Annotated in this window: 22 protein-coding genes; 14 read left to right on the forward strand and 8 right to left on the reverse strand. The window is 38.5% G+C overall.

All coding sequences use genetic code 11. The features are described from left to right. Positions 1-115: 115 nt before the first annotated feature. The 8 genes from P1K33_RS08690 to P1K33_RS08725 all read left to right on the forward strand — a co-directional run bounded on the left by P1K33_RS08690 (position 116) and on the right by P1K33_RS08725 (position 9,717). Positions 116-1,231: an N-acetylmuramoyl-L-alanine amidase family protein gene (locus P1K33_RS08690; RefSeq protein WP_284652556.1), complete on the forward strand. Its 1,116-nt coding sequence runs from the start codon at positions 116-118 to the stop codon at positions 1,229-1,231. Between the two features lie 37 nt (positions 1,232-1,268). Next, a complete protein-coding gene (locus tag P1K33_RS08695) occupies positions 1,269-2,432 on the forward strand; it encodes an N-acetylmuramoyl-L-alanine amidase (protein WP_284652557.1) in 1,164 nt (387 codons plus the stop codon). 83 nt (positions 2,433-2,515) lie between these two features. After that, positions 2,516-3,478, forward strand: coding sequence for an MlaD family protein (locus tag P1K33_RS08700; RefSeq protein WP_284652558.1), 963 nt, complete (start codon positions 2,516-2,518; stop codon positions 3,476-3,478). A 10-nt stretch (positions 3,479-3,488) separates the two neighbouring features. Continuing rightward, positions 3,489-4,802, forward strand: coding sequence for a 4Fe-4S dicluster domain-containing protein (locus tag P1K33_RS08705; protein ID WP_284652559.1), 1,314 nt, complete (start codon positions 3,489-3,491; stop codon positions 4,800-4,802). Between the two features lie 82 nt (positions 4,803-4,884). Further along, positions 4,885-5,331: an LNS2 domain-containing protein gene (locus P1K33_RS08710; protein WP_284652560.1), complete on the forward strand. Its 447-nt coding sequence runs from the start codon at positions 4,885-4,887 to the stop codon at positions 5,329-5,331. Positions 5,332-5,409: 78 nt separating this feature from the next. Continuing rightward, positions 5,410-6,201, forward strand: a complete 792-nt coding sequence (locus tag P1K33_RS08715; RefSeq protein WP_284652561.1) for a (Fe-S)-binding protein — start codon at positions 5,410-5,412, stop codon at positions 6,199-6,201. A gap of 19 nt (positions 6,202-6,220) precedes the next feature. Further along, positions 6,221-6,703 (forward strand): ABC transporter ATPase, encoded by a 483-nt coding sequence (locus P1K33_RS08720; protein ID WP_284652562.1) that lies wholly within the window; start codon positions 6,221-6,223, stop codon positions 6,701-6,703. 11 nt (positions 6,704-6,714) lie between these two features. Next, complete coding sequence (locus P1K33_RS08725; protein ID WP_284652563.1) at positions 6,715-9,717, forward strand: serine hydrolase domain-containing protein; 3,003 nt, start codon at positions 6,715-6,717, stop codon at positions 9,715-9,717. Between the two features lie 5 nt (positions 9,718-9,722). Here P1K33_RS08725 and P1K33_RS08730 read toward each other — a convergent pair whose 3' ends face one another. After that, the gene (locus P1K33_RS08730) at positions 9,723-12,377 is read right to left on the reverse strand and encodes a DUF7619 domain-containing protein (protein ID WP_284652564.1); all 2,655 of its coding nucleotides are present in this window, start codon (positions 12,375-12,377) and stop codon (positions 9,723-9,725) included. A gap of 292 nt (positions 12,378-12,669) precedes the next feature. Here P1K33_RS08730 and bshA point away from each other — a divergent pair, with 292 nt between their 5' ends. Further along, the gene (bshA, locus tag P1K33_RS08735) at positions 12,670-13,812 is read left to right on the forward strand and encodes an N-acetyl-alpha-D-glucosaminyl L-malate synthase BshA (RefSeq protein WP_284652565.1); all 1,143 of its coding nucleotides are present in this window, start codon (positions 12,670-12,672) and stop codon (positions 13,810-13,812) included. Then, the gene (locus P1K33_RS08740) at positions 13,800-14,225 is read left to right on the forward strand and encodes a hypothetical protein (protein WP_284652566.1); all 426 of its coding nucleotides are present in this window, start codon (positions 13,800-13,802) and stop codon (positions 14,223-14,225) included. Before bshA ends, P1K33_RS08740 begins: the two co-directional genes overlap by 13 nt. Positions 14,226-14,270: 45 nt before the next feature. Here P1K33_RS08740 and P1K33_RS08745 read toward each other — a convergent pair whose 3' ends face one another. After that, complete coding sequence (locus tag P1K33_RS08745; protein ID WP_284652567.1) at positions 14,271-14,774, reverse strand: hypothetical protein; 504 nt, start codon at positions 14,772-14,774, stop codon at positions 14,271-14,273. A gap of 245 nt (positions 14,775-15,019) precedes the next feature. On the opposite strand from P1K33_RS08745, the gene aroC reads away from it, so the two are divergent. From aroC to P1K33_RS08760, 3 genes are all read left to right on the forward strand, one after another. After that, complete coding sequence (gene aroC / locus P1K33_RS08750; RefSeq protein WP_284652568.1) at positions 15,020-16,081, forward strand: chorismate synthase; 1,062 nt, start codon at positions 15,020-15,022, stop codon at positions 16,079-16,081. An 86-nt stretch (positions 16,082-16,167) separates the two neighbouring features. Beyond that, on the forward strand, positions 16,168-17,424 hold the full coding sequence (locus tag P1K33_RS08755; RefSeq protein WP_284652569.1) for a dicarboxylate/amino acid:cation symporter: 1,257 nt from the start codon (positions 16,168-16,170) through the stop codon (positions 17,422-17,424). Between the two features lie 64 nt (positions 17,425-17,488). Then, positions 17,489-18,940 carry a T9SS type A sorting domain-containing protein gene (locus P1K33_RS08760; RefSeq protein WP_284652570.1) on the forward strand — a complete coding sequence of 484 codons (1,452 nt, stop codon included), beginning with the start codon at positions 17,489-17,491 and terminating at the stop codon, positions 18,938-18,940. A 75-nt stretch (positions 18,941-19,015) separates the two neighbouring features. Here P1K33_RS08760 and P1K33_RS08765 read toward each other — a convergent pair whose 3' ends face one another. Continuing rightward, a complete protein-coding gene (locus tag P1K33_RS08765) occupies positions 19,016-19,438 on the reverse strand; it encodes a thiol-disulfide oxidoreductase DCC family protein (RefSeq protein WP_372508219.1) in 423 nt (140 codons plus the stop codon). A gap of 3 nt (positions 19,439-19,441) precedes the next feature. Next, entirely contained in the window at positions 19,442-21,610 is a 2,169-nt protein-coding gene (locus P1K33_RS08770; RefSeq protein ID WP_284652571.1) for an endonuclease MutS2, read from the reverse strand. Positions 21,611-21,694: 84 nt separating this feature from the next. On the opposite strand from P1K33_RS08770, the gene ung reads away from it, so the two are divergent. Beyond that, positions 21,695-22,360, forward strand: coding sequence for a uracil-DNA glycosylase (gene ung, locus P1K33_RS08775; RefSeq protein ID WP_284652572.1), 666 nt, complete (start codon positions 21,695-21,697; stop codon positions 22,358-22,360). A 3-nt stretch (positions 22,361-22,363) separates the two neighbouring features. Here the strand turns inward: ung and P1K33_RS08780 are convergent, their stop codons facing one another. The 4 genes from P1K33_RS08780 to P1K33_RS08795 form a co-directional block, all read right to left on the reverse strand. Then, the gene (locus P1K33_RS08780) at positions 22,364-22,957 is read right to left on the reverse strand and encodes a hypothetical protein (protein ID WP_284652573.1); all 594 of its coding nucleotides are present in this window, start codon (positions 22,955-22,957) and stop codon (positions 22,364-22,366) included. Between the two features lie 10 nt (positions 22,958-22,967). Then, positions 22,968-23,537, reverse strand: a complete 570-nt coding sequence (locus P1K33_RS08785) for a hypothetical protein (protein ID WP_284652574.1) — start codon at positions 23,535-23,537, stop codon at positions 22,968-22,970. 67 nt (positions 23,538-23,604) lie between these two features. Beyond that, positions 23,605-24,537, reverse strand: coding sequence for a transglutaminase-like domain-containing protein (locus P1K33_RS08790; protein WP_284652575.1), 933 nt, complete (start codon positions 24,535-24,537; stop codon positions 23,605-23,607). A gap of 16 nt (positions 24,538-24,553) precedes the next feature. Further along, positions 24,554-25,405 (reverse strand): substrate-binding domain-containing protein, encoded by an 852-nt coding sequence (locus tag P1K33_RS08795; RefSeq protein WP_284652576.1) that lies wholly within the window; start codon positions 25,403-25,405, stop codon positions 24,554-24,556. Positions 25,406-25,409 lie beyond the last annotated feature (4 nt).

Below are 25,409 nucleotides of genomic sequence, written 5' to 3' on the forward strand. Positions count from 1 at the left end.
TTGTAGAAATATGGCTTGGTTTTTGACGTGGCAAACTTAAACAATATTTCTGGTCAAAAATAGCTAAATATTACATTTATGACCGTTGGGTTTTAATTAAAATTAACTTTTACAGATGAAATTAAAAAATAAGAACATTCTTTTCACGTTGGTTTCGATGTTGTTCGTTTGTATTACAACATGGTCACAAAACGCTAAAGCATTCACAGTGATACTTGATGCAGGACATGGTGGAAAAGATCCCGGGAATTCTTATCATGGTTTTGTTGAGAAAGAAATTGCGCTCGCAACCACACTCAAAGTCGGGAAGCTGTTAGAAAATCACAGTGATATAAAAGTCATTTATACTCGAACTTCAGATGTTTTTATTGAATTAGCCAATAGACCAAAAGTAGCGAATAAAGCCAATGCAGATTTGTTTGTTTCGATTCACTGTAATTCGGTTACCAATCAAACTCCGGCCGGTACAGAGACTTTTGTGATGGGATTGTCGCGAAGTGATATGAATTTAGAGGTGGCTAAAAATGAGAACTCGGTAATCTTATTGGAAGACAATTATAAAAAAACCTATAAAGGTTTTGATCCTAATAAGCCAGAAAGTATGATTGGCCGTGTAATCATACAGGAAGAAAATTTAAACAGCAGTATTGCTTTGGCTTCGGTGATTCAAGATAATTTCACACACAATTTAAACCGAAAAACACGTGGTGTGAAGCAGCAACCGTTATGGGTTTTGGATGCAGCAACCATGCCGGGCGTTTTGATTGAATTGGGCTTTTTATCCAACAAAGAAGAAGGCGAATTTTTGAATTCGGATGAAGGACAGGATAAAATGGCACATCAAATAGCGGATGCCATTGTGAAGTATAAAAGAGAGTATTACAATGATGGTTACAGTAATGATGAAGTAACTTATGTTGAGAAGGTCGAGAAAAAAGAAGCGCCGGATACCACTGTGGTAAAAGTTGATGAAAGCACAGCTTCGGAAATAAACGGGATGTATAAAATTCAATTGTTTGCCAGTTCCAAGAGAAGAGCGTTGACATCCCCTGATTTTAAAGGATTGGGGAATATATCGTACTCTTTTGAAAATAACCTGTATAAATATTATTACGGTAAATCATCAGATTTAAATGAAGCCAAAAAAATGTATCAGGAAGCCAAAAGTCACGGTTTTAAAGATGCTTTTATTGTCACTACCATAAACGGAAAAACTTCCGCAATAAAATAATTAAATTGTTAAGAATACATTGAAATTGATAAGACAAATGAAAGGAGTTACACTAGCGGTCGGTACGATTTTATTATTTATTTCTAATTTGACCTATGCCCAATCGGATAAGTTTAAGGTTGCGCTTGACGCCGGTCATGGAGATCATGATTTTGGTGCCGTTTACAATGGACATATCGAAAAGAAAATCGCTTTGGCAGTGGTGCTGAAGGTTGGGAAGATTTTGGAAAGCAAATCGGGTGTAGAAGTCATTTACACCAGAAAATCAGACACTTTTATCGATTTGATTGAGCGCGCCAATATCGCCAACAGAGCCGATGCCAATATTTTTGTTTCGATTCATTGTAATGCCAATAAAAATTCGGCTGCCTGTGGATCAGAAACCTATGTAATGGGTATGTCTAAAAACGCATCCAATCTTGAAGCGGCGAAAAAAGAGAACGAGGTAATCACGATGGAGAAAGATTACCAACAAAAGTATAAAGGCTATGATCCAAAATCGCCTGAGAGTATGATTGGCCTAACGATGATGCAGGAAGAATATCTGGACAACAGTATTGCTTTGGCCGGAAAAATCCAGAATCACTTTATTGATGATTTAAAGGTGAAAAGCCGTGGGGTAAAACAAGCGCCATTTATGGTATTGCACAAAGCTTATATGCCGAGAGTATTAATCGAAATGGGTTTTATCTCAAACCTTGAAGAAGGCGCAAGATTAGACTCTGAAGCCGGGCAGCAAGCCGCTGCCGAGGCTATTGCGAATGCCATTTTAAGCTATAAAAAAGAGTTCTATGGCGCTGGTAAAGATGATGAAGTAAAGCCATCACAAAAAGTTGAAACGATAAAAATCGATTCACCGGCAACGACCAAACCGGTAGTGAAAATGCCGGAAGTTAAAAAGCCGGCAACCAATACCGAACCAAAACCGGAACCTGTGAGTTCAGGAGTGGCTACCTTTAAAATCCAACTTTCAGCCAGTGGCAAGAAGTTAGAGACTGTGCCAAGTAATTTCAAAGGACTGAACAATATTTCAGTGTCGTCTGAAGGAACCTTATATAAATACATGTACGGAGAAACCACAAACTATGAAGAAGCCAAAAGATTATTGGCTGAAGCCAAAGCCAAAGGTTATACATCAGCATTTGTGATTGCATTCAAAAACGGAAAAAAAGTTTCAGTTCAGGAAGCATTAAAGCAATAATAATAAAGAGTTTTATTATTTTATTTTAACTTTGCCACACGAGACCGTAGGTCGACTGTATTTTAATAAAAAAACAATTAGCATTGAAAATCACCAGAGAAATTAAGACTGCAATTTTAGTGATTGCTTCTATTTTATTGTTCATTTGGGGTTATAGTTTCTTAAAAGGAAGAGACTTGCTTTCGGGTTACAATAAATTTTACGTAAAGTACAGTAATGTTGATGGGCTAGCGCTCTCTGCACCGGTCACCATAAACGGTTTGGTGGTTGGAAAAGTGAATTCAATTACTTTGGAAAAAGATTGGTCTTCACTGGTTGAATTGCAAATCAACGAAGACTTTAAGATTCCAAAAAACAGTGTGGCCGAATTGTATTCTCCGGGACCAATCGGTGGAAAGCAAATTGCTATTTTGCCCAATGTTGAAACACAGGAAATTGCAAAATCAGGGGAGTTTTTGACATCAGCCAATAAATTGGGCCTGACCGAAGAAGTTTCTAAAGAAATTAAGCCAATTAAGGAAAAACTGGACAAGGTTTTGGCAAATGCCAATACGATGCTGGTCAATATCAATCAGGTATTGGATGAAAAAACCAAACAGAACCTAAGAAACAGCTTGGAAAATCTGAACGCCACTTTGGCCGAATTCAAACAAGCTTCTCAGAGTGTCAACACTATGTTGGCGGATAACAAAACCAAAATATCTTCTACGGTATCCAATTTTGATAAAACATCAGGCAACTTAAAAACGTTTTCAGATTCTTTGGCTAAAGTCAATATCGGACAAACAGTTAAGAATTTAGAGAAAACATTAGCCAGCGTTGATAAGATTATGGCCGATATGGAATCAGGAAAAGGCACTTTGGGCAAATTGGCCAAAGACGATGCGCTTTATACTAATTTTGCCAAAAGCTCTAAAGAATTGGAATTGCTGTTACAGGATTTACGTCTGAATCCAACACGTTATGTCAATGTTTCGTTGTTTGGAAAGAAAAACAAACCTTATGTAGCACCAGCGCAGGTTAAAGACACCATCACTAAAAAGTAAACTATAAGCCATGATGTATATTGACAACATACTTTTTGCTATCATTCTCATTGCGGGAATTGGTTTTTTTGCTCAAAACGTAAAGAAACTAACCCGTAATATCAAATTAGGACATGATGTTGATCGTACTGATAATCCATCAGCGCGCTGGAAAAACATGGCGATGATTGCTTTAGGTCAGTCCAAAATGGTCAAAAGACCCGTTGCCGGATTTTTACACATCATTGTGTATGCCGGTTTTGTCATCATCAACTTAGAAGTATTGGAAATCATCATCGATGGTTTGTTTGGAACACACCGTATATTTTCCGGTTTAGGCGGATTTTATACTTTCCTGATTGGCTCGTTTGAAATATTGGCCTTATTGGTTTTGGTTTCGGTTATTATTTTCTGGATCAGAAGAAATGTAATCAGGCTCAAAAGATTTGCAAGTTCTGATTTAAAAGGTGCGCCAAAGAAAGATGCCGATACGATTTTATATTTTGAAATGATTTTAATGTCGTTGTTCCTGATCATGAACGCAACCGACTTGCATTTCCAGGCGATGAATTCCGGAAATGTGATTTCACAATACATCAACCCTTGGTTTAGCTCATTGGATTTAGTGCAGGTGGAAATCATAGAAAGAACAGCCTGGTGGTTCCATATTATTGGGATTTTAGTGTTCCTGAATTATCTGTACTATTCTAAACATCTGCATATTTTATTGGCTTTTCCAAATACCTATTTCGCCGATTTGAATGCCAAAGGCAAATTTGACAACCTGGAAAGCGTTACCAAAGAAGTAAAACTGATGATGGATCCCAATGCCGATCCGTTTGCAGCACCACCGGCAGATGCAGATGCAGATGCAGCTCCAACTAAGTTTGGTGCTTCAGATGTACAGGATTTGAATTGGGTGCAATTATTAAATGCCTATACTTGTACGGAATGTGGTCGTTGTACTTCATCTTGTCCGGCGAATAATACAGGGAAAAAATTATCACCGCGTAAAATCATGATGGATACGCGTGACAGAATGGAAGAAGTAGGCCGAAATATCGATGCGAATAAAGGTGTTTTTGTACCGGATAATAAATCGTTATTGAATGATTATATCACCGCAGAAGAACTTTGGGCTTGTACATCCTGTAACGCTTGTGTGGAAGAATGCCCGGTCAACATCAGCCCGTTATCGATTATCATGGATATGAGAAGGTATTTGGTAATGGAACAAAGTGCGGCACCACAATCGTTAAATGCGATGATGACCAATATTGAAAACAACGGTGCGCCATGGCAGTACAACCAACAAGACAGATTAAACTGGAAAGACGAAAATTAATTATATAAGATTGATGAATTCTCATAATTGTGAGGCTTGAGGATTTGTTGAATGAATTTGAAAAACTGTAAATAGTAAAAAAATGAAAGCGGAAGACATTGAAAAAAACTTGCAAAGCATCACAGAAAACGGCCAACATTTAAGCCCGATTTTACCCGAAGGAATCAAGAATTACCTAATCGACATTGACGGAACTGTTTGTGATGATATCCCAAACGAAGAACCGGAAAGAATGCTGACCGCAGAGGTTTATCCTGATGCGTTAGTGACGTTGAACAAATGGTATGACGAAGGCCACATTATATTTTTCTTCACTTCTCGAACAGAAGCACACAGAGAATATACTGAGATTTGGTTGAAAAAACACGGGTTCAAATACCACGGAATCCTTTTTGGAAAACCACGTGGCGGAAATTACCACTGGATTGACAATCACTTGGTGAAAGCCACACGTTACCGAGGTAAATTCACCGATTTGGTAGACAAAGAAGTAACCATTCAGGTGTTTGACGACGAACACCACGAGTAGATGATTCGGTTGTTTGTGGATTCGGTTATTTGTAAACCGAATCACCGAATGACCAAATAAACAAATAAACATAAAGAAATGTCAGAAGTATTAAATGTGCCAACGATGGCAGAAATGATGGCTCAAGGCAAGCAACCCGAAGTATTGTTTTGGGTAGGCTGCGCCGGAAGTTTTGATGACAGGGCAAAAAAAATCACCAAAGCATTTGTGCGTATTTTAAATCGTGCCAATGTGGAGTTTGCCGTTTTGGGTACGGAAGAAAGCTGTACAGGCGATCCGGCAAAACGCGCGGGAAATGAGTTTTTGTTCCAAATGCAGGCCATGATGAACATTGAGGTTTTGAATGCCTACGAAGCCAAAAAAATTGTAACGGCTTGTCCTCATTGCTTTAATACTTTGAAAAACGAATATCCTGAATTGGGTGGCACTTACGAAGTAATTCACCATACAGAGTTTCTAAAATCATTATTGGACACAGGAAGATTAACCATCGAAGGCGGACAATTCAAAGGCAAACGCATCACATTCCACGATCCTTGTTATTTAGGTCGTGCCAACAATGTGTATGAAGCACCAAGAGATTTAATCCAGAAACTGGATGCCGAATTGGTGGAAATGAAACGTTCGCGTGCCAATGGGTTGTGTTGTGGTGCCGGTGGTGCCCAAATGTTCAAAGAACCTGAACCTGGAAACAAAGACATCAATGTAGAAAGAACCGAAGATGCTTTGGAAACCCAACCGGAAATCATTGCGGCCGGTTGTCCTTTCTGCAACACGATGATGACCGATGGTGTGAAAGCCAAAGAAAAAGAAAGCAGCGTCAAAGTCATGGATGTTGCCGAATTGATTGCTAATGCTCAAGATTTATAACTCATAACTCATAATTCCAATGTACGTTCCTTTTGAAAATTTACCCGAAGATTCCAGAATTTGGATTTACCAATCCAATCGCAAATTTTCAGATGATGAGATGACCGAAATCGAAAATGACCTAAAGGCATTTGTCGAAAATTGGGCAGCTCACGGAACCGGTTTGGAAGCCTCTTATCTGTTGAAATACAACCGATTTATCATTTTGGCTGTCAATCAGGAAGTCCAACAAGCTACAGGTTGTTCCATCGATTCCTCAGTGGCCTTTATTCAAAATTTAGAACAAAAATATGAAGTAGATTTACTCGATAAAATGAACGTTACGTTCAAAAATGGCGAACATATCGCCCACAAATCGTTGATTGATTTCAAACGAATGGCCAAAGAAAAAGCAGTGACTGCGAATACTATTGTGTTCAATAATTTGGTCAATTCTATTGAAGAATTCAACGACAACTGGGAAGTGCCGGCCGGCGAAAGTTGGCATAGTCGTTTCTTTTAAATCTTATTTTAATGAAGTATTTTTTGTTCAGAATTGGTCTATTCACCGCATTGCTGTTTTTGGTAACGAATTGTTCGTCAACCAAAAAAAAGAAGACAACTGCCGTTGTCAAACCGGTTACTCCTGAAGTGGTTGAAGACAACAGCCCATACATAAAGACCGAACGAAAAATTTTTTTCCCCGAAACAGAAGCCGAAACCAAATGGGTTGACAGCATTTATGGCCAAATGACTTTTGATGAAAAAGTCGGGCAGTTGTTTATGATTGCCGCTTATTCCAATAAAGATACTGTTCACACCAATGCCGTTGAAAAGTTAGTCCGTGATTATAAAATCGGTGGCCTGATTTTCTTTCAGGGCGGACCAAAACGCCAGGCACGTTTAACCAATAAATACCAATCGTTAGCCAAAGTGCCATTGTTTATAGGAATCGACGCCGAATGGGGCATGAGCATGCGTTTGGATTCTACTTTCCGTTATCCTTTCAACATGACTTTGGGTGCCATTAAAGATTTAAAATTGGTGGAAAAAGTGGGTACAGCCATGGGTTCCGAAAGCAAAAGAATGGGTGTTCACTTCAACTTTGCACCGGTTTTAGACATCAATACCAATCCGAAAAACCCAATTATCGGTTACCGTTCTTTTGGGGAAAATAAAGTCAATGTTACCGAACATGCAATTGCCTTAATGAACGGTTCGCAGGGACAAGGCGTTTTTTCAACCGGAAAACATTTCCCGGGACATGGCGACACTTCAACCGATTCCCACAGTACATTGCCTGTGGTGAATGCGTCTTTGGCGCACCTTGACAGTGTGGAATTGTATCCGTATAAAAGAATGTTTGACCAAGGATTGGTTTCCGTGATGGTAGCGCATTTGAATGTGCCGAGTCTGGAACCAAGAGCAGGTTTTCCAACGTCAATCTCACCTGCAGTCGTAACCAATTTGCTGAAAAAAGAGCTCGCTTTTGACGGTTTGATTTTTACCGATGCGTTGAATATGAAAGGCGCAGCCAATTTCCTTAAGCCCGGAGATATTGACTTGGAAGCGTTTTTGGCCGGAAATGACATTTTGCTTTTTGCCGAAAACGTACCGTTGGCCATGGAGAAAATCTGTGTTGCTTATCAGGACAGTGTTTTTACCGAAAGCCGTTTGGCAGAATCGGTGAAGAAGATTTTGCGCTACAAATACAAAGCCGGTCTGAACAAATACCATCCAATTGAAGGCATCAATCTGTTTAATGATTTGAATCCGAAGTCGAATGAAACGCTGCAGTACGAACTGTATGAAAATGCGGTTACGGTCGTAAAAAATGAAGGCGAGATATTACCGATTAAAAATCTGAACCAAAAGATTGCCTATGTAAAATTGGGCGATGACAGCAACAGTTCTTTTGTCAATACCTTGAAGAAATACACCGAAGTGACTGAAGTTGCGGATGCCAATTTAGATTCACTAATGACCAAATTGACCGATTTTGAAACCGTAATTATTGGTTACCACAAATCGGATAAATCCTGGTGGAGATCACCGGAATTGATGGTGAATGAATTGCAGTTGATTGATTCGATTGCTCAAAAGAAGAAAGTAATCATTGATTGTTTTGCCAAACCGTATTCACTTTCCAAAATTTTAAATTTTGACGCGATTGAAGGCATCGTAGTTTCTTATCAAAACGGCGATATCGCTCAGCAAGTTTCAGCTGAATTGATTTTTGGTGCGGTTGATGCCAAAGGATTGCTACCGGTTTCCATCAATAGTTTTTTCAAAGCCGGCGATGGTATAACTACGCGTAAATTGAATCGTTTGGGATTCAGTACACCGGAAAGCGTCGGGATGAGTTCGGAGAAATTAAGCCAAATAGAAAAGCTCGCTCAAAAAGCCATCGATGGCAAAATGACTCCCGGAATGCAGGTTTTGGTGGCCCGAAAAGGAAAAGTAATTTACCAGAAATCTTTTGGGAAACAAACCTATGATGGTGACGTGAAAGTGAAAAATTCCGATTTGTATGATGTGGCTTCGTTGACCAAAATGGTGGCAACCTTGCCCAATGTGATGCAACAGTATGACCAAAAGAAAGTGACTTTAGATACAAAGCTTGATGAAATGCTGCCCATTTTCAGAGGTTCCAACAAGCAACACATGACTTTTAAAGAATTGATGTCACACTACGGCAGAATGCAGGCGTGGATTCCGTTTTACAAAGCGACTGTTGATTCGGCTAAAGTGCCGATGGAAAAATACTACCGAAAAATAAACACCGAAGGCTTTAGCAAACGCGTTTCGGATAGTTTGTACCTGCGCGATGATTACCACGACAGCATCATGAAGCAAATCATCAACAGTCCGTTGATTGAGAAAAAAGAATACAAATACAGTGATTTTACGTTTATCATCCTCAAACAATATTTGGAAAGAACCACAAACAAATCGTTGGACGAATTGACCTATGAGAATTTCTACAAGACTTTGGGGATGAACAATACCCTGTACAATCCGTTGTCAAGATTTGACAAAAGTGTGATTGCGCCAACCGAAATCGACACCTATTTCCGTCACGATACCATTCAGGGTTATGTGCACGATATGGAAGCCGCGATGGAAGCCGGAGTAGGCGGGCATGCCGGGATTTTCTCCAATGCGATGGATGTGGCCAAAATGATGCAGTTGTACCTGCAAAAAGGAAATTATGGCGGTATTCAATATTTTGCTCCTGAAACTTTTGATACGTTCAATACCTGTCATTTCTGCGCCGAAGGCAACCGTCGTGGTTTAGGCTTTGACAAACCGCAGATTAGCGGCGCCGGACCAACGTGTGGTTGTGTTTCGATGTCGAGTTTTGGACATACCGGTTTTACGGGAACCATTGCCTGGGCTGATCCTGAAACCGAAATTGTTTATATTTTCTTATCGAACAGGACTTATCCTGATTCTAATTTGCCAAACACCTTGTCGAAGGAAAACATCCGTGAAGACATCCAGAAAGTGATACAGGAGGCGATTATTGAGAGGTAGAAAATTTATTCTTTTATAATTTTTGTATTGATTACTTCTTTATCTGTATAGGCTTTTATAATATAATTTCCAGTTTTCAGGTGGGTTAGGTCAACGATGTTTTCATATACCGGTAACGAATTCAGAACTCTTCCCATAAAATCATAAACTTCAATCTTTATAATTTCGTCGGCGGTTTTGAAGTGCAGCAAGTCTTTGGTAGGGTTTGGATACACTGAAAAAACATTTCCAAATCCGTTTTCATGTATGCCAAGGGATGAAATAGTTGAAACAAAAGTATTGGTTATTATTGGATAATTATAATCAAAATAGATACTTGCTGTGTTGCTAAAAGTATCTCCAACAACTAAATTGGATTTGGTCTTAATCTTGAAGGCTATAAAACCATCATTATTGGCATCATCAAAAGGAAGATTAATGTTATCGAAAATAAATTCCACTACATTACTATCTATAACTCTTGTTCTCACATTATCACTTGAAGCTATTGGAACTAAGGTTGAAATATCAAATTTTGTTAAATCTATTACGTCCCTAACTACAATATTTTGTGCGTTTGCGGTACCATTATTTTCAAAATTAACAATGTAATGAACATAGTTATTTATTGAAGCTGTAGAGACATTAACGCCTTCCAAACAGATTTTATTATTGGGATCATAGGAGTTTACTACTGTTTGTTGCAAAGCAGAGATATTATCTGTTTGATTTTCATCCAAAGGTGAAGCAGTAATGCTTGCCGTAAAATTTAACAAAGTACCGGCATTGACTGGTGGTGTTTCTATTGGGGAATTGACGTTAAATATAAATTCAATAGTTCTGCTCTCAAAAGGCATTAAATTAGAAAAAGGCCACTGTAAATTGTTTGCTGAAACAGTAGCTATTGGATTAGAAATCACCAAGTCCATCACTGCATCATTGAATGTTAGGTTGATTGAGCCCGATTCTATCTGATTGCCTTTATTTTTGTAAACAATTTTATAATGGGTATCAAATCCCGGTCTTGCTTGCTCTGTTGGCAAAAGAGTCACCTCTACATCATGGTGCGGAATATTTGGTGCTAAGCATAAATTCACATAATCTACAATAGTATTTGGAGTAAAATTGATAACGATTGGGCCTGTTAAGCCGAAATCAAATAAGGGATACAAATCATTTTGAGGAGTAATTGTCACTGAATTGCTTTGTGTGTACAAAATAAAATTCCCTTGAGTGTCTGAAAAATTAAAACAATTAGGGATAGCACAATTGTAGTTGAGCCTGATTCCTTCAACACCAATATTGTTCTGACAGCCATCACCCTCAATGTCAAACCTCACATTGCCGATAACCGTATTATAGGCACAATTTGGGGTGAAATTATAATAAGGGCTTTGTTGGATGGTTGCCGGTAAAAAAGAAAAGTTTTCATTAAAATCAACAGCAACCAAAGTCAGATTCGGGCAAGAATAATAAGTAAATAAACCTGCATTTATGCTACTTTCATTGGAGCCGTTTTTTAAATTAATTCTTTGCAGATTATCACAGTTTTGAACTCTTATTTCGCTGTAATTGCTTGAACATGATAAATCTAACTCAGTCAGATAAGGGTTGCTGTTCACTATCGCTTTATTCAAACTCCAGCAGTTTTTTAGGTTAATCACCTGTAATCCGGTGTCACTAAATATGTCCTCATTACCATAACAATCCAATCGGTACAAATTGGTCAAATCATGCAAATCTAAACTAGTCAAAACATTTCTGGAGCAAATCAGGGTGACAAGATTGGTGCAGCCCTGAACATTCAGTGAAGTGAAGTCATAGGCGAAACTGGTGCTGGCATTATCACAGTCAAGGCTGACAAGGGTTGTCATGTTGGAAACATCCAGCCCTGGTAGTTTATTCCAGCTTAAATCAAGGGTTTGTAAATTGGTAAATAGTGTTTTGTCAAAAGTAGTCAAGTCACTTCCTGAAAGCTTTAACACTTCAATGATATTATTTGGTGCTAAAGTTAAATTTGACAGGCTGTTGTTGTCTAATTCAACGATTTTTAAATTAGGTTTATTACTTAAATTCAACGAAGTAACCGTCGATCTTAAACCTTGATTTCCATGGATGTTCTCAAGGCTTGTTAGATTATCTAAGGTGTTAGCGAAAAAATTACAGCCTACAAAATTAATGGTTTTGATAACCGGTAAATTCAAAAGCGAATAAACAGGGGTAGTTGTATTGCTACCTGCAAACTGGCAATACAGCGTCTCCAGTAAAGGCAAATTTTGAATTGTCATGGAATCAAGCCATTGATCATTATTGCTACAGTCAATATAGGTAAGATGTTGCATGCCGGTAATACTCAGGGCTTCGATTCTGTTATTTCTTAAATCTAATTTAGTTAAATTGTTAAAATTGGTAATTCCGATTACACTTGTAATGAAATAATTAGTACTATTTAAAGGCAGGTTTAGATACAATTCAGAAACGTTATCCGCTTCGTTTTGTTGAATCTCACTATCATTATTGGCATCAATCTTAAAATAATTACCGCTTAAATTTTTTGCAATCATATTAGATGTGCTGGCGCCTAAAAGTTTGGTTTTAAAATTGACATCAGGAATATTCACTATTTGTGCGTTACACAAAGAAGTGACTATAGTGAATAGAAGAAGTAATTTTGCTCTCATTTATAGGATTTTAAGTTTGTTGATGTTTCTTTTTGTTTTAGGTTAGCGTTGCCCATTCTGTCCGGTTTTAACTTCAAGTATAGTTGGAATTGTAAAAATATTTTTTAGCTAAAATATGTATTTTCTGTAGAAAATTGACAATTGACCGAAGTATTATGAAAAATGCCTGTTAGCCAATCACTCCAATTGCTAATATACTAAAAATACCACAAGTCCTGAAAATAACATTTTAACAATCCATAGGGAAATAGGTCTTTAATTTTCCTTAATTTCGTAGTACTAAAAAAACAATATGAAAATAGCGATTGTATGCTATCCTACATTTGGCGGTAGTGGTGTAGTTGCCACAGAACTCGGACTCGAATTGGCCCATCGCGGACACGAAATCCATTTTATTACCTATAGGCAGCCGGTGCGTTTGGCGCTCTTAAACCCCAATGTACATTACCACGAAGTAAACGTTCCCGAATATCCGTTATTCCATTACCAACCTTATGAATTGGCGCTGTCAAGCAAGTTGGTTGATATGGTCAAACTTTACAAAATAGAATTGTTGCATGTACATTATGCCATTCCGCATGCGTATGCCGGTTATATGGCGAAGCAAATGCTAAAGAGCGAAGGCATCAAAATCCCAATGGTGACCACGCTTCACGGAACTGATATCACGTTGGTTGGGAATCATCCGGTGTACAAACCAGCAGTGACTTTCAGCATCAACAAATCAGATATTGTGACTTCGGTTTCCCAAAGCTTGAAAGACGACACCAACAATTTTTTCAATATCAAAAAGGAAATCCATGTGATTCCCAATTTTATTGAATTGGACAAAATCAGAAACGAAAGCCTGATTTCCTGTCAGCGTTCGGTAATGGCGAAGAAAGAAGAACGCATCGTGACGCACATCAGTAACTTCAGAAAAGTAAAATGCATCCCCGATATCATCAAGATATTCTATAAGATTCAGGAAAAAATCCCGGCCAAGCTAATGATGGTAGGCGATGGTCCCGAAAAACGCAGAGCCGAGCAATTGTGCAAAGATTTGGGGATTGAGGACAAAGTGATTTTCTTTGGCAACAGCAATGAAATCGACCAGATTTTATCCTATTCCGATTTGTTCTTATTGCCTTCTGAAACCGAGAGTTTCGGATTGGCCGCTTTGGAAGCCATGGCCTGGAGCGTGCCGGTGATTTCGAGTAATTCCGGTGGTTTGCCCGAAGTAAACTTCGATGGCGTTTCGGGTTACCTTAGTAATGTGGGCGATGTAGAACACATGGCCGAAAACGCCTTGAAAATATTATCTGATGAAGCCACTTTGCAACAATTTAAAACAAATGCCTTGGGAGTTGCCAAGCAATTTGATATCAAAAACATATTGCCGTTGTATGAAAATCTGTATCTTGAAGCCATAAATAAAGCCAAATGCGAAAAATAGTCCCAATAATTTTAGTCTTGTTCCTGGTTTCCTGTTCTTCAACAAAAACCACTGGAGACAAACCTTTGTATGAAGTGCTCACCACCAACAATGATGGCGGAGCCAATATAAAGTTTTATGAAATCCTTACCGAACCAAAGGAAATCATGATGTTGTTGAGCGATGAAACCCTGCGCAAAAAAATTGATAAGAACGATACCACCAACAGTAGTTTTATCATTTTGAATTCGGGGCCAACCAAGGAAAGTTATAATAGGGTAAAAATTGATAGAGTGGTGGAAACCGATAACTTTATCGAGGTTTATGTCAAAGACACACAGAAAAGCGTCGAACCCGATTTGGCCGATGACAGCATTGTCTTTCCGTATACGATTATCAAAATCAATTCGAAAAAGCAAATCATTATCAAATAAAAAAATCCCGCTGTTTAGGCGGGATTTTTATTTATCTGCAAATTATTACCATCTGTAACGGATGCTCAACGCAAGGTCCGGTCCGAAACTGTCATAATCATCAAAGTCACTTCGATTATCACTAAAGTAAATTTCAGGTCTGAAGTCTAATGCTACTTGCAAAGGAATATCAAAATTATATTCTATTCCAATATCACCGGCAGCTAATAAGAATGTTCCTCCATCTGGATCTGGATCTCCGGGACCATCATAGCTCCAACTTCCGATACCACCACCAACTCCGGCGTACCAATTAAATCCTCCTTCGATGTTCCAAACCCATTGGTACAAACCAACAACTTTAATAGCATCAATGTTTTTGCTGTTTCTCCAACCTAAATCTAGTTCCAAACGGTTGTTTTTTGACAGACCTCTCTGATAGGATATTTCACCACCAAAACCGTCATTGTCTCCCAAACGCAGTCCTAATGCGTTCTTTGAAAATTGTTGCGCTTGTGTGCTGAATGCTAATCCTATTAGCATAAAGGCACTTAGAAATAATTTTTTCATAATTCTTGAATTTTGTTTTTAAAAATGTAAAGTTAGATATATTAAAAAGTAGAAAATGTAGCTACAATTAGATTCAATTTGTAGTAACAATTCTACTAAAACAAAGTTAGGGCTATATATCGTTGAGGGCTTACATAATATTTGATAAAAGTTATAAAATTACTATTTCTCTTGCCAAAAAATAATATCAATACAAATTTCGGTAAATAATATCAAAAAACTATATTTGTTTAAAAGATTATACAATGGCCGGAAATAGCTACGGAACACTTTTTAAACTCACTACTTTCGGGGAATCACATGGTGAAGCTTTAGGCGGCATCATAGATGGTTGCCCGGCAGGAATGGCCCTCAATCTGGAGGCAATTCAACTCGAGATGCAACGCAGAAAACCTGGGCAGTCTAGTATTGTTACCCAAAGAAAAGAAGAAGACGAAGTACAGTTTCTTTCCGGTATTTTTGAGGGAAAGACGACCGGAACACCAATAGGTTTTATCATTCCCAATACCAATCAGAAGTCGGATGATTATTCCCATATCAAAGACAGTTACCGACCAAGCCATGCCGATTATGTGTATGAGAAAAAATATGGCATCCGCGATTACCGTGGCGGCGGAAGAAGTTCGGCGCGTGAAACAGCCTGCAGGGTTGTCGCCGGTGCGATTGCTAAACAGGTTTTGGATAATATCAAAATCAATGCTTTTGTTTCGTCTGTAGGCGATATTTTTATCGATAAACCATACCAGGCTCTGGATTTCTCGTTGACCGAAAGCAATGCCGTGCGTTGTCCCGATTTGGCGACAGCCGAAAAAATGGAAAACTACATCAAGGAAATCAGAAAAGAAGGCGACACTGTTGGCGGAACTGTTACCTGTGTGATTCAGAATGTGCCCATAGGATTGGGCGAACCTGTTTTTGATAAGCTTCATGCTGAGCTTGGAAAGGCCATGTTGTCTATCAATGCAGTTCACGGTTTTGAATATGGCAGTGGATTTTGCGGTGCCAAGATGAAAGGCAGCGAACACAATGATTTATACAACGAAGATGGAACGACAAAAACCAATCTTTCGGGCGGTATTCAAGGAGGCATTTCCAATGGAATGGATATCTATTTCAGGGTTGCCTTCAAGCCAGTGGCGACTTTGATTCAAAAACAAGAAGTCTTGACCAATCAGCATACGATTGTAGAGCAACAGGGCAAAGGCCGACATGATCCTTGTGTGGTACCGAGAGCAGTACCAATAGTAGAAGCCATGGCCGCTTTGGTCTTAGCCGATTTTTATTTGATAAACAAAACATACCAATAATATTAGTGGTCAGAATGCGGTAACAGTTGGCAGTAAAGTTAAAACTGTAAACTGAGACTGATGACTGAGACTGAAAACTAAAAAAAATGAATACAACCCAAACTCAAAAGAAGTCTTTTTTCTCCAACCTTACCGTTCAAATCCTGATTGCCATGATTATTGGCGCACTAATCGGGATTTATGTGCACAACAATTACAGCGAAGAATCGGCTAAAGAGTTTAGCGGATACATCAAGATGTTAGCGACCGTTTTTATCCGTTTGGTTCAAATGATAATTTCGCCGTTGGTGTTCACGACTTTGGTTGTCGGCATTGCCAAATTGGGTGACATCAAAGCAGTAGGCAGAATAGGAGGCAAGGCATTGGGCTGGTTCTTTTCAGCTTCTTTGATTTCGCTGTTAATCGGAATGTTTTGGGTAAATGTGCTGCATCCTGGAACCGGTTTGCAATTGACTGATGTTGATGCGTCAACCGCCGCAGAAGTAACGGATAAAACGCAAAACTTTTCGGCACAGAATTTCATCGAGCACATCATCCCGAAAAGTATCGTGGAAGCGATGGCGACCAATGAGATTTTGCAAATCGTTATTTTCTCTATTTTCTTCGGATTAGCGGCCGCTTCTATTGGTGATAATGCCAAGCCGGTAGTGAAAGCATTGGATAAGACCTCGCATATTATCCTTAAAATGGTGAACTATGTAATGAAATTTGCACCGATTGGCGTGTTCGGTGCCATCGCAGGTGTTTTTGCCATCCGTGACTTAAATGAATTATTGATTACCTATGCTAAGTTTTTTGGTTCATTTTTAGTTGGAATCTCAACACTTTGGGTGGTTTTACTTTTGATTGGCTATATCTTCCTCAAAGGTGCCATGACAAATCTCCTGAAAAGAATTGTCAGTCCATTGATTATTGCTTTTGGAACAACCAGCAGCGAAGCAGTTTTTCCTAAATTAACGGAAGAATTAGAGCGTTTTGGGGTAAAAGACAAGATAGTTTCTTTTATGCTCCCTTTGGGCTATTCGTTCAATCTGGATGGTAGTATGATGTATATGACTTTTGCCAGTATTTTTATCGCGCAGGCCTATGGAGTGCATTTGGATACCGGAACCCAAATGACAATGTTGTTGGTCTTAATGCTTACCAGTAAAGGGATTGCGGGAGTTCCGCGTGCGAGTCTGGTAGTAGTAGCTGCCACCTGCGGAATGTTTAAAATCCCTATTGAAGGCATAGCGCTAATCTTGCCAATTGACCATTTTTGTGACATGTTCAGAAGCGCAACTAATGTGCTTGGAAATGCAATAGCCACATCGGTTGTCGGCAAATGGGAAAAAGATAGTTAAAATTGTATGTTATTTCAAATACTTTATTAAATTTGTTTCTTAAACTCTAAAAAAATCAATATTTATGAAAAAACTTTTACTCTTTTCTTTCCTTGTAATGGGAATTTCAAACGTATCCGCGCAGGGATTAACATGTGCTACTGCTACCGCAATTACTGCTGACGGTTTGTACACCAGTCCGGCAATTACAGGAACTTATGTTGGAACTTGTGCACCTAATGGTAACGTTGCTAACCCTAATGCTATGTGGTGGTCTTATACTGCTACAGCAGATGGTGAAGTAACACTAAATAGTGACTTGTTTCAAGCGACAGGTAATGATGATACAAGGGTATCTGTATTTACAGGAACTTGTGCTGCTTTAGTATGTTATGCTGGTTCAGACGACGTTTCTGGAGATAATTATCTAACAACTTTAACTTTCCCGGTTCAGTCAGGAACAACTTATTATATCCAATGGGATGACAGATGGTCTGCTCTTGGATTTGATTTTGATTTCCTTTTTGCAGTTGTAGATTGTGTTATGCCTAATGCTGCCGGAGTAACTCAACCAACAAATATCACAACTACGAATGGTCAATTAAACTGGGCTGTAGGTATTGGAAATCCTGCAAGTTATGATGTAGAATATGGTCCTGTTGATTTTGCTCAAGGAACAGGAACTGTTGTAAACTCTACTACAAACTCTGTGACAGTTAGTGGCGCAGCTTCTACAGTAGTTGATTATTACTTAAGAAACAATTGTGGTGCTTCTCAAAGTGTTTATGTTGGTCCTTTCTCTCTTTATTTGGCGGTTACTTTACCGTATTCAAATGACTTTGATGACGAAAATGACTTAGCAGCCGGATTCTTAGCATCAGGATGGTCATTAACAACTTCTACAACTTTAGGTCATAGTGGTCAGTACTTTTATTTCAGTAATGCCAGTACTACTGCTGCGGTAAATCACGCATTGTACTCAAGAGCTATTGCTTTACAAGCTAATGAGCAAGTAACTGTAACATTCTGGACAAGATTGAACAATGTGGCTGGTTCAGCTCAAACTTTAAAAGTTTGGTTTAACAATGCTCTAACTCTTACAGGTGCTACTCAAGCAGGTGCAGATATTTCTGTTAGTGGAAATGTTTATGTACAACAAACAAGAACATTTACTGCTCCAACAGCAGGAACATACTACGTAATCATGAACAATGCTTCACCAGCGGTTACTACTAATACAAACATGTTCCTTGATACTGTAGCAATAACTTCAGTTTTAGCTAACGATCAATTCTTAGCTTCTAGCTTTAATGTTTATCCAAACCCTGCGAACAATTTTGTAACTATTTCTAATACTACTGACGCTTTAGTTAATGGTGCTGAAATCGTTGACATGAACGGTAGAGTAGTTAAATCTCAAAAAGTAGCTAACGTTTCTGAAACTCAAATCAATGTTTCTGATTTAGCGAATGGTGTTTATATGATGAACATCTCTACTGACAGAGGTAGCTTAACTAAGAAATTGGTTATTGAATAATTTCAAATAATACCATAATAGAAAACGACTAAGGAAACTTAGTCGTTTTTTTTTTGTTCTTATTTTTCAGGAAAGTTATTCCAGGAATTTGTCTTTAAGCTCCGGCGTAGGAATCATGCAGGATTCCTGTCTGCCATACCATTTGTAACGGTTTCTGGCGATATAATCATAAACGGCATTGGAAATGAATTTTGGAAAAATATGGAATATTTGTAACAAAGAATAAACACCACCAAATTCATTTACCGCTTTCAAAGCTGCTTCGGCTTTGTAATAGTAAGCTTTCGTTGGTTCATACAAAACAAAGCTGTCCGTATGTTTTGGGTCAATGCCGATGTGTTCTATGATTTTTTGTCCCAAGGCTGATTGCAGCGCCACAAATCGAAAAATATCTTTCTTATCATGTTTAATGACAAATTGCACCGAAGCATTACAAAGATTGCAAACACCATCAAAGAGAATGATTTTTTTGTCTTTTGGTAAGTCTGCTATTTCCATAGTTTATTTTGCTTGTACAAATTCCAGTTCTTCCAAACTCACTTTTGAAGTAAAGATGCCATAATTGACCACCGCTTTATTCTTCTCTATTTTATCAATGGTGCCAATGGATTTTCCGTCAATCATTCGAACGCGGTCGCCAATTTTCAGAGTCACTTTTGGCTTTTCAGCTTCCAGTTTCTGAGCCTTGATTTTTTTCTCTTTCTTTTCCTTTCGGATTTCTTCTACGATGACTTTGACTTCTTCAACCACCTTTTTTTGGATGACTTCTTTTTCTTTTTTCTCCTTAACAGTGGCTTTCTTGCGTTTGGAGTTTTCGATTTCCACCATTTTGAGGAATTCGCCAATCAGGACTTTTTTGTCTTTGTTATTGAAATATTTCTCCGAAAGATCATCTACTTTCTGGCCCATATAAATCAAGCGTTGGTTGGCATCATACAATTCCTGATATCGTTCCAGTTTGTCCTGGATCTTCGCATTGATGTTTTCCATTTTTTTACTTTCTTCACGGGCTTTGGTTTCTTCTTCTTTGAGGTTTAATGAAGTTTTCTCCAGTTTAGAGCGTTCTTTTTGTAAAGTCGCAATCGTTTTGTCAAAGCGCACTTTTCCACCTTCAATTTTCTTTTTTGCCCGATTGATTAAGCCAAACGGAATACCATTTTTTTGCGCGACTTCAAACGTGAACGAACTTCCGGCTTGTCCCAATATCAATTTGTACATCGGTTCCAATGATTTCTCATCGAAAAGCATATTGGCATTGGAGGCAAATGGCAGTTCGTTCGCCAAAATCTTCAAATTGGAATAATGCGTCGTAATGATTCCGAAGGCTTCCCGGTGATAGAATTCTTCCAGAAAAATCTCCGCCAAAGCACCGCCGAGTTCAGGATCTGAACCGGTTCCGAATTCGTCAATCAGGAATAAGGTTTTGGCATTGCACTTTTTCAAAAAGTAATTCATATTCTTCAAGCGGTAACTATAGGTGCTCAAATGATTTTCTATCGATTGGTTGTCGCCGATATCGGTCAGGATTCGGTCAAACAAGAAAGTCTCGCTTCGTTCGTGCACCGGAATTAAGATTCCACATTGCAACATCAACTGAAGTAAGCCAACAGTTTTAAGCGAGATGGTTTTTCCGCCGGCATTAGGTCCCGAAATCACAATGATTCGGCTGTCATTTTTGAGTTCGATGGTTTGCGGAAATGTTTTCTCCTTTTTCTCCAGATTGTTTAAAAACAAAATAGGATGGAAGGCATCCCTAAAATATAGCCTTTTATCTTCGATGATTTTAGGTAATATGGCGTTGATTTTAAGCGCATATTTGGCTTTGGCCGAAACCACATCAATATCACTGAGAAAGTCCTGGTATTGCTTTAATAAGTTGATATACGGACGTATGTCATTCGATAATTTCTTTAGAATCTTAGTGATTTCCTCGCGTTCTTCATATTCAAGATTGTTCAGTTCCCTTGAATAGCGCAAAGTCGCTTCAGGTTCGATATACGCAATGCTTCCGGTTTTGGAACTGCCCAAAATGGAACCTTTTACTTTTCGCCTGTACATAGCCAGAACCGCCAGAACCCTGCGGTTTTCAACAATGCTTTCTTTGATTTCATCCAAATAACCCAAACCGTTGTATTGGCTCAAAGCCTGACCAAAACTTTGGTTGACTTTGCCTCGAACCAGGTTCATATCTCTTCGGATATTAACCAGTTCAGGCGAAGCATTGTCTTTGATTTCGCCATATTTGTCAACCACTTCATCAATTTTCTGAATGATGAATTTGGTGTATTCTATTTGTGCTGCTTTCTCGTTTAGCTTTGGGTAATAATCATGGAATTTTTTCAGGAACAGTAATAATGCATTCGTAGTTTCCGAAAGTGTGGCTATTTTTCTGAAACTGCCCACTTCAAGGAAACTGTCTTCGATGCCAAGAAACTTAATATCATTGGTGATATTCTCAAATCCGTGATTTGGAATCGCGTTGTTGTTGGTAAAAGAGGATAAGTATTCGGAGGTTTGCAACAGTGCATCCATCAAGGTTTCCTTGTTTTTGAAAGGAACGATTTCCAATGCTTTCTGTTTCCCGATTTCAGTATTACATCTGTCTGAAATGGTATGCAAAACGGTATTAAATTCTAAATCCTGTAGTGTTTTATCTGTAATCGATATCATTCAATCATTGTCTTTGGTTCAAAGTTACAAAGGATAAAATCCATATTGCAACAGAAAACGCTATTTTTGGTAAAATTTTATAAGATGTTAATCAAAATACATTCTTCCTGGCACGACCAACTTTCTGCTGAATTTGAGAAATCTTATTTTGAGAAGTTAGTCTCTTTTGTAAAAAACGAATATGCCACGAAGACTTGTTTTCCGATTGGCACCCAAATTTTTGCTGCTTTTGATCATTGTTCGTTTGACAATGTCAAAGTGGTTATCATTGGTCAGGATCCATATCACGGTGTCGGACAAGCCAATGGTTTGTGTTTCTCCGTCAATGATGGGATTGCTTTTCCGCCATCGTTGATTAATATCTTCAAGGAAATCGAATCCGATTTGAAAATGCCTTTTCCCCGAAGCGGCAATCTGGAACGTTGGGCTGACCAAGGCGTTTTATTGCTCAACGCTACGTTAACCGTTCGTGAAAGCGAAGCCGGAAGCCATCAAAACCAAGGTTGGGAAACCTTTACCGATGCGGTTATACAAAAAATATCAGACGAAAAGCAAAATGTCGTGTTCCTGCTTTGGGGTGGATTTGCCAAAAAGAAAGGTGCTAGAATCGACCGTGCGCGACACTATGTATTGGAAACCGGACATCCGTCACCATTGAGCGCTAATCGCGGACTGTGGTTTGGCAACAAACATTTCAGCAAGACCAATGCCTACCTGCAAACAATCGGTGCAGCCGAAATCCAGTGGTAATGCCTAGTTTACATTGAAATAAAAGAAACCACTGGCGTCAAGATTTGCCACAGCTGCATTCAGGTTTACAATCAAGTTTTTAGTTGAGTTTTGAGAAACCAATTCTACACTGTTGGTTGAAGCACTGTTGTAACCAAAGGCAACACGGTAATTTCCGGCTGTCAATAATGGAAAACCAACGTCATAACGATATTCTTCTGTTACGGTATTATACTCACAAACGCCATAAACAAACGCACCGTTTTGAGCATCTCCTTGGTTGATGTCGAGCTGATTGTCATTTACAGTAACCACCTGCCAATCGGTAGCATTTATTTTGCGTTCAATCACATACGAAAAAACAAATTCAGGTGCATTTCCGGTAGTTCTGTAAACATCTAATTGCGAACCCGGATGTCCTGGTTCGTCAATATAGCGGTTAATATCCGCATTTACATAAAAATAATCTCCCACAGTGTAAGTGGTCTGAGGCGAAAATGTTACAATAGTATTGTTGCCTTCCACATAAATGGTTTTGTAAAACGTATCGTCATTGGTGTCGCAGCCTGTAAATAAACCGGTAACCAATAGTAAAGCGATGTATGATAGTTTTTTCATGTTTTTTGAATTAAAATCGGTAACCTATATTAAATCCTACTCTTGAAATCACATCCGGGCTTTTCTCGCGGTTGGTCAGGTTTGAACCAAATCCGGCTAAAAATTCAATGACAAAAGAATCCTTGATGTACATTTTATAGCCTAAACCACCACCCAATCCAAAGTCGGAATACGTTGATTTTTTTGTGGTGTAATAACCGTTTCCAAATTCATCTTCTAAACGAACAATTTCTTTGAAATCTCCGCCATTATAAGAAGCAAATACTTCGGCAAAGTAGAAACTGCTTCGGCCTTTTGATAATTTGTAACGCACGTAAGGATTGAATTCAAACTTGGGTACATTATTTCGGTATCCGTTATCAAAGTCATCATTCAATTTATTACTATCTGAAAAGTTAACATTGAAACCGGTCGAAAAATTTCCGTTAAAATAACGTTCATAACTCAAACTGGCTTTTTGCCAAACAATAGCTGACAAAACATCAACTCTGAATTCATTTTTCTTTTTGTCCAAAGGTGAACTCTCCTGGGCTTGTGAAGCCAAGGAAACCAACAGAAACAGGCAAAGCAATTTTTTCATTTTGGATTGTTTTATACGAAACGAATATACTAAATAAAATAGTCAGTAATTATAAATTGGATAAGAATTATTCTAAGGTTAACGCTCCTAAAATTTCTTCATTCATAAACGGACCGCCGGGATATTTGGCCGTGTAATCGAGATTCAGCCAAATGTTTCCCCGTTCATCGATGTGGTAATTGATGGGTTTGTTTTTAGTTTCCAATGGAAAGAGTTCTTTTTTAATAGCGTAATTGACCCGTTCCAAATCCTTCTTCTGGCCAATCAATATTTCGGGATACATATGTCCTTTAGTGTGAATAATCCTGGTCGTTCCTCCGATTGATTTGATGGCAGCCACCATCAGAATGGTGTGATCATCACAATCCCCCGATAGGTACTGCAAAGATTCAGTCGCAGTGGCAATATAATCGTGTCCTTTGGGATCGCTGACGTAGTTCCAGCGTGTATTGATTTCCTTAAAAACAGCAAAAGACTGGATGATAGTAAAATAATCGTGATAGCCTTTTACATTTTTGAAATGCTTGGAAGTGGCCATAATGGCAAAATTCCTGATTTTAGGATTCTGATACTCTATGGCATCCAATATCTTAGACTTATTAGGAAAAGGCAATAATTTGGAAATGATAAGATCTTGCGGATAAGGATCATCATTCATCGTATAAATCATCGAACGGTAATCCTCAAAAACGGTATGAAAACCATAATCACTAAACAAACTGCCATAACCTAGTATCAGAAGATAGATGATGACAGAAATCAAAGTCACTCTTCTCAATAGTCGCAGTAGCAATTGCAAGATGACAAGAATTAGGACAAATAATATGATCCTGTCGATGTGAAAAAGCCAATCTAGTTCAATTAAATTGTGATGGATAATGATAAAAACAGGGATGGTAATCAGAATGTTCAGGGCAAAAATGATAACCATGTCCCACGGACTTTTTATCCTGAATTTCTCCTTAAGTTGCTGATAAGTAAGATTCCTTGATTTTATCATATTGCCAATGTAGAAGCTAAACGGCTTTTACGATTTCAGCAAAAGTACCTTTTTTCCCGATAATTTTGAGGTCAAACAATTGATTTTGAATTTTGTTTAACACTTTCTCTTCTAAAGGTTTTTGCGACCATTTGGTCAGCGATAACCATTCCTGAATATCTTCGGTTTTTTGATGGTATTTGGACGCCAAAGTTCTGTCAATACTTGGAATGTCTTTGAACTCGGCGGTAGTATTATTGATAATATCGAGAAGTAGATCAACCGTTTGAAAATTGTTCTCCAAAAATTCATTTCGAACCGCAATCACAAAGCAAGGCCAAGGCGTTGGACAATCGGCAACACGACGAAAAACACCTTTGTCTACCAAAGGTTTGGTCATAAAACGTTCCCACATGAAATAATCGGCAGTGCCATTGGTTAAGGCTTCCACCGCGCCATCAATGGTGTTGACGATTTCAAATTCTAATTTTTCGGTGTTCCAGTTATTATTTTGTGCATTTACATACGCCATCAAATGGGAACCTGATCCATAACGTGAAATCGCCACTTTGGTGTTTTCCAAATCGGCTAAAGTTTTATAATTTGAATGGGCACCAACATGTATTCCCCAAATCAATGGGCTTTCGACATAAACCTGTACAATCGAACTCGGATTACCGCCAACAATGTCTTTGACAATGCCTTCGGTTAAAATTACCGCAATATCAGTTTCACCATCGCGGAGCATTTGACACATTTTGCCTGTGCCTTCAGGAACATCAGTCCATTGCAAATCGATGCCGACTTTCTCAAACTCGCCATCATCGATGCATAAATGCCAAGGTAAATTAAAATGTTCCGGAACGCCGGCGATTCGTATTGTTTTCATGATT

Source organism: Flavobacterium terrisoli (genome assembly GCF_030167905.1).
GTDB lineage: Bacteria > Bacteroidota > Bacteroidia > Flavobacteriales > Flavobacteriaceae > Flavobacterium > Flavobacterium terrisoli.

Excerpts from the sequence above, each read along its gene's own strand:
- P1K33_RS08690 (WP_284652556.1), top strand. The coding sequence starts at position 116 with ATGAAATTAAAAAATAAGAACATTCTTTTCACGTTGGTTTCGATGTTG.
- P1K33_RS08695 (WP_284652557.1), top strand. The coding sequence starts at position 1,269 with ATGAAAGGAGTTACACTAGCGGTCGGTACGATTTTATTATTTATTTCT.
- P1K33_RS08705 (WP_284652559.1), top strand. The coding sequence starts at position 3,489 with ATGATGTATATTGACAACATACTTTTTGCTATCATTCTCATTGCGGGA.
- P1K33_RS08710 (WP_284652560.1), top strand. The coding sequence starts at position 4,885 with ATGAAAGCGGAAGACATTGAAAAAAACTTGCAAAGCATCACAGAAAAC.
- P1K33_RS08715 (WP_284652561.1), top strand. The coding sequence starts at position 5,410 with ATGTCAGAAGTATTAAATGTGCCAACGATGGCAGAAATGATGGCTCAA.
- P1K33_RS08720 (WP_284652562.1), top strand. The coding sequence starts at position 6,221 with ATGTACGTTCCTTTTGAAAATTTACCCGAAGATTCCAGAATTTGGATT.
- P1K33_RS08725 (WP_284652563.1), top strand. The coding sequence starts at position 6,715 with ATGAAGTATTTTTTGTTCAGAATTGGTCTATTCACCGCATTGCTGTTT.
- P1K33_RS08730 (WP_284652564.1), bottom strand. The coding sequence starts at position 12,377 with ATGAGAGCAAAATTACTTCTTCTATTCACTATAGTCACTTCTTTGTGT.
- bshA (WP_284652565.1), top strand. The coding sequence starts at position 12,670 with ATGAAAATAGCGATTGTATGCTATCCTACATTTGGCGGTAGTGGTGTA.
- P1K33_RS08740 (WP_284652566.1), top strand. The coding sequence starts at position 13,800 with ATGCGAAAAATAGTCCCAATAATTTTAGTCTTGTTCCTGGTTTCCTGT.
- P1K33_RS08745 (WP_284652567.1), bottom strand. The coding sequence starts at position 14,774 with ATGAAAAAATTATTTCTAAGTGCCTTTATGCTAATAGGATTAGCATTC.
- aroC (WP_284652568.1), top strand. The coding sequence starts at position 15,020 with ATGGCCGGAAATAGCTACGGAACACTTTTTAAACTCACTACTTTCGGG.
- P1K33_RS08755 (WP_284652569.1), top strand. The coding sequence starts at position 16,168 with ATGAATACAACCCAAACTCAAAAGAAGTCTTTTTTCTCCAACCTTACC.
- P1K33_RS08760 (WP_284652570.1), top strand. The coding sequence starts at position 17,489 with ATGAAAAAACTTTTACTCTTTTCTTTCCTTGTAATGGGAATTTCAAAC.
- P1K33_RS08765 (WP_372508219.1), bottom strand. The coding sequence starts at position 19,438 with ATGGAAATAGCAGACTTACCAAAAGACAAAAAAATCATTCTCTTTGAT.
- P1K33_RS08770 (WP_284652571.1), bottom strand. The coding sequence starts at position 21,610 with ATGATATCGATTACAGATAAAACACTACAGGATTTAGAATTTAATACC.
- ung (WP_284652572.1), top strand. The coding sequence starts at position 21,695 with ATGTTAATCAAAATACATTCTTCCTGGCACGACCAACTTTCTGCTGAA.
- P1K33_RS08780 (WP_284652573.1), bottom strand. The coding sequence starts at position 22,957 with ATGAAAAAACTATCATACATCGCTTTACTATTGGTTACCGGTTTATTT.
- P1K33_RS08785 (WP_284652574.1), bottom strand. The coding sequence starts at position 23,537 with ATGAAAAAATTGCTTTGCCTGTTTCTGTTGGTTTCCTTGGCTTCACAA.
- P1K33_RS08790 (WP_284652575.1), bottom strand. The coding sequence starts at position 24,537 with ATGATAAAATCAAGGAATCTTACTTATCAGCAACTTAAGGAGAAATTC.
- P1K33_RS08795 (WP_284652576.1), bottom strand. The coding sequence starts at position 25,405 with ATGAAAACAATACGAATCGCCGGCGTTCCGGAACATTTTAATTTACCT.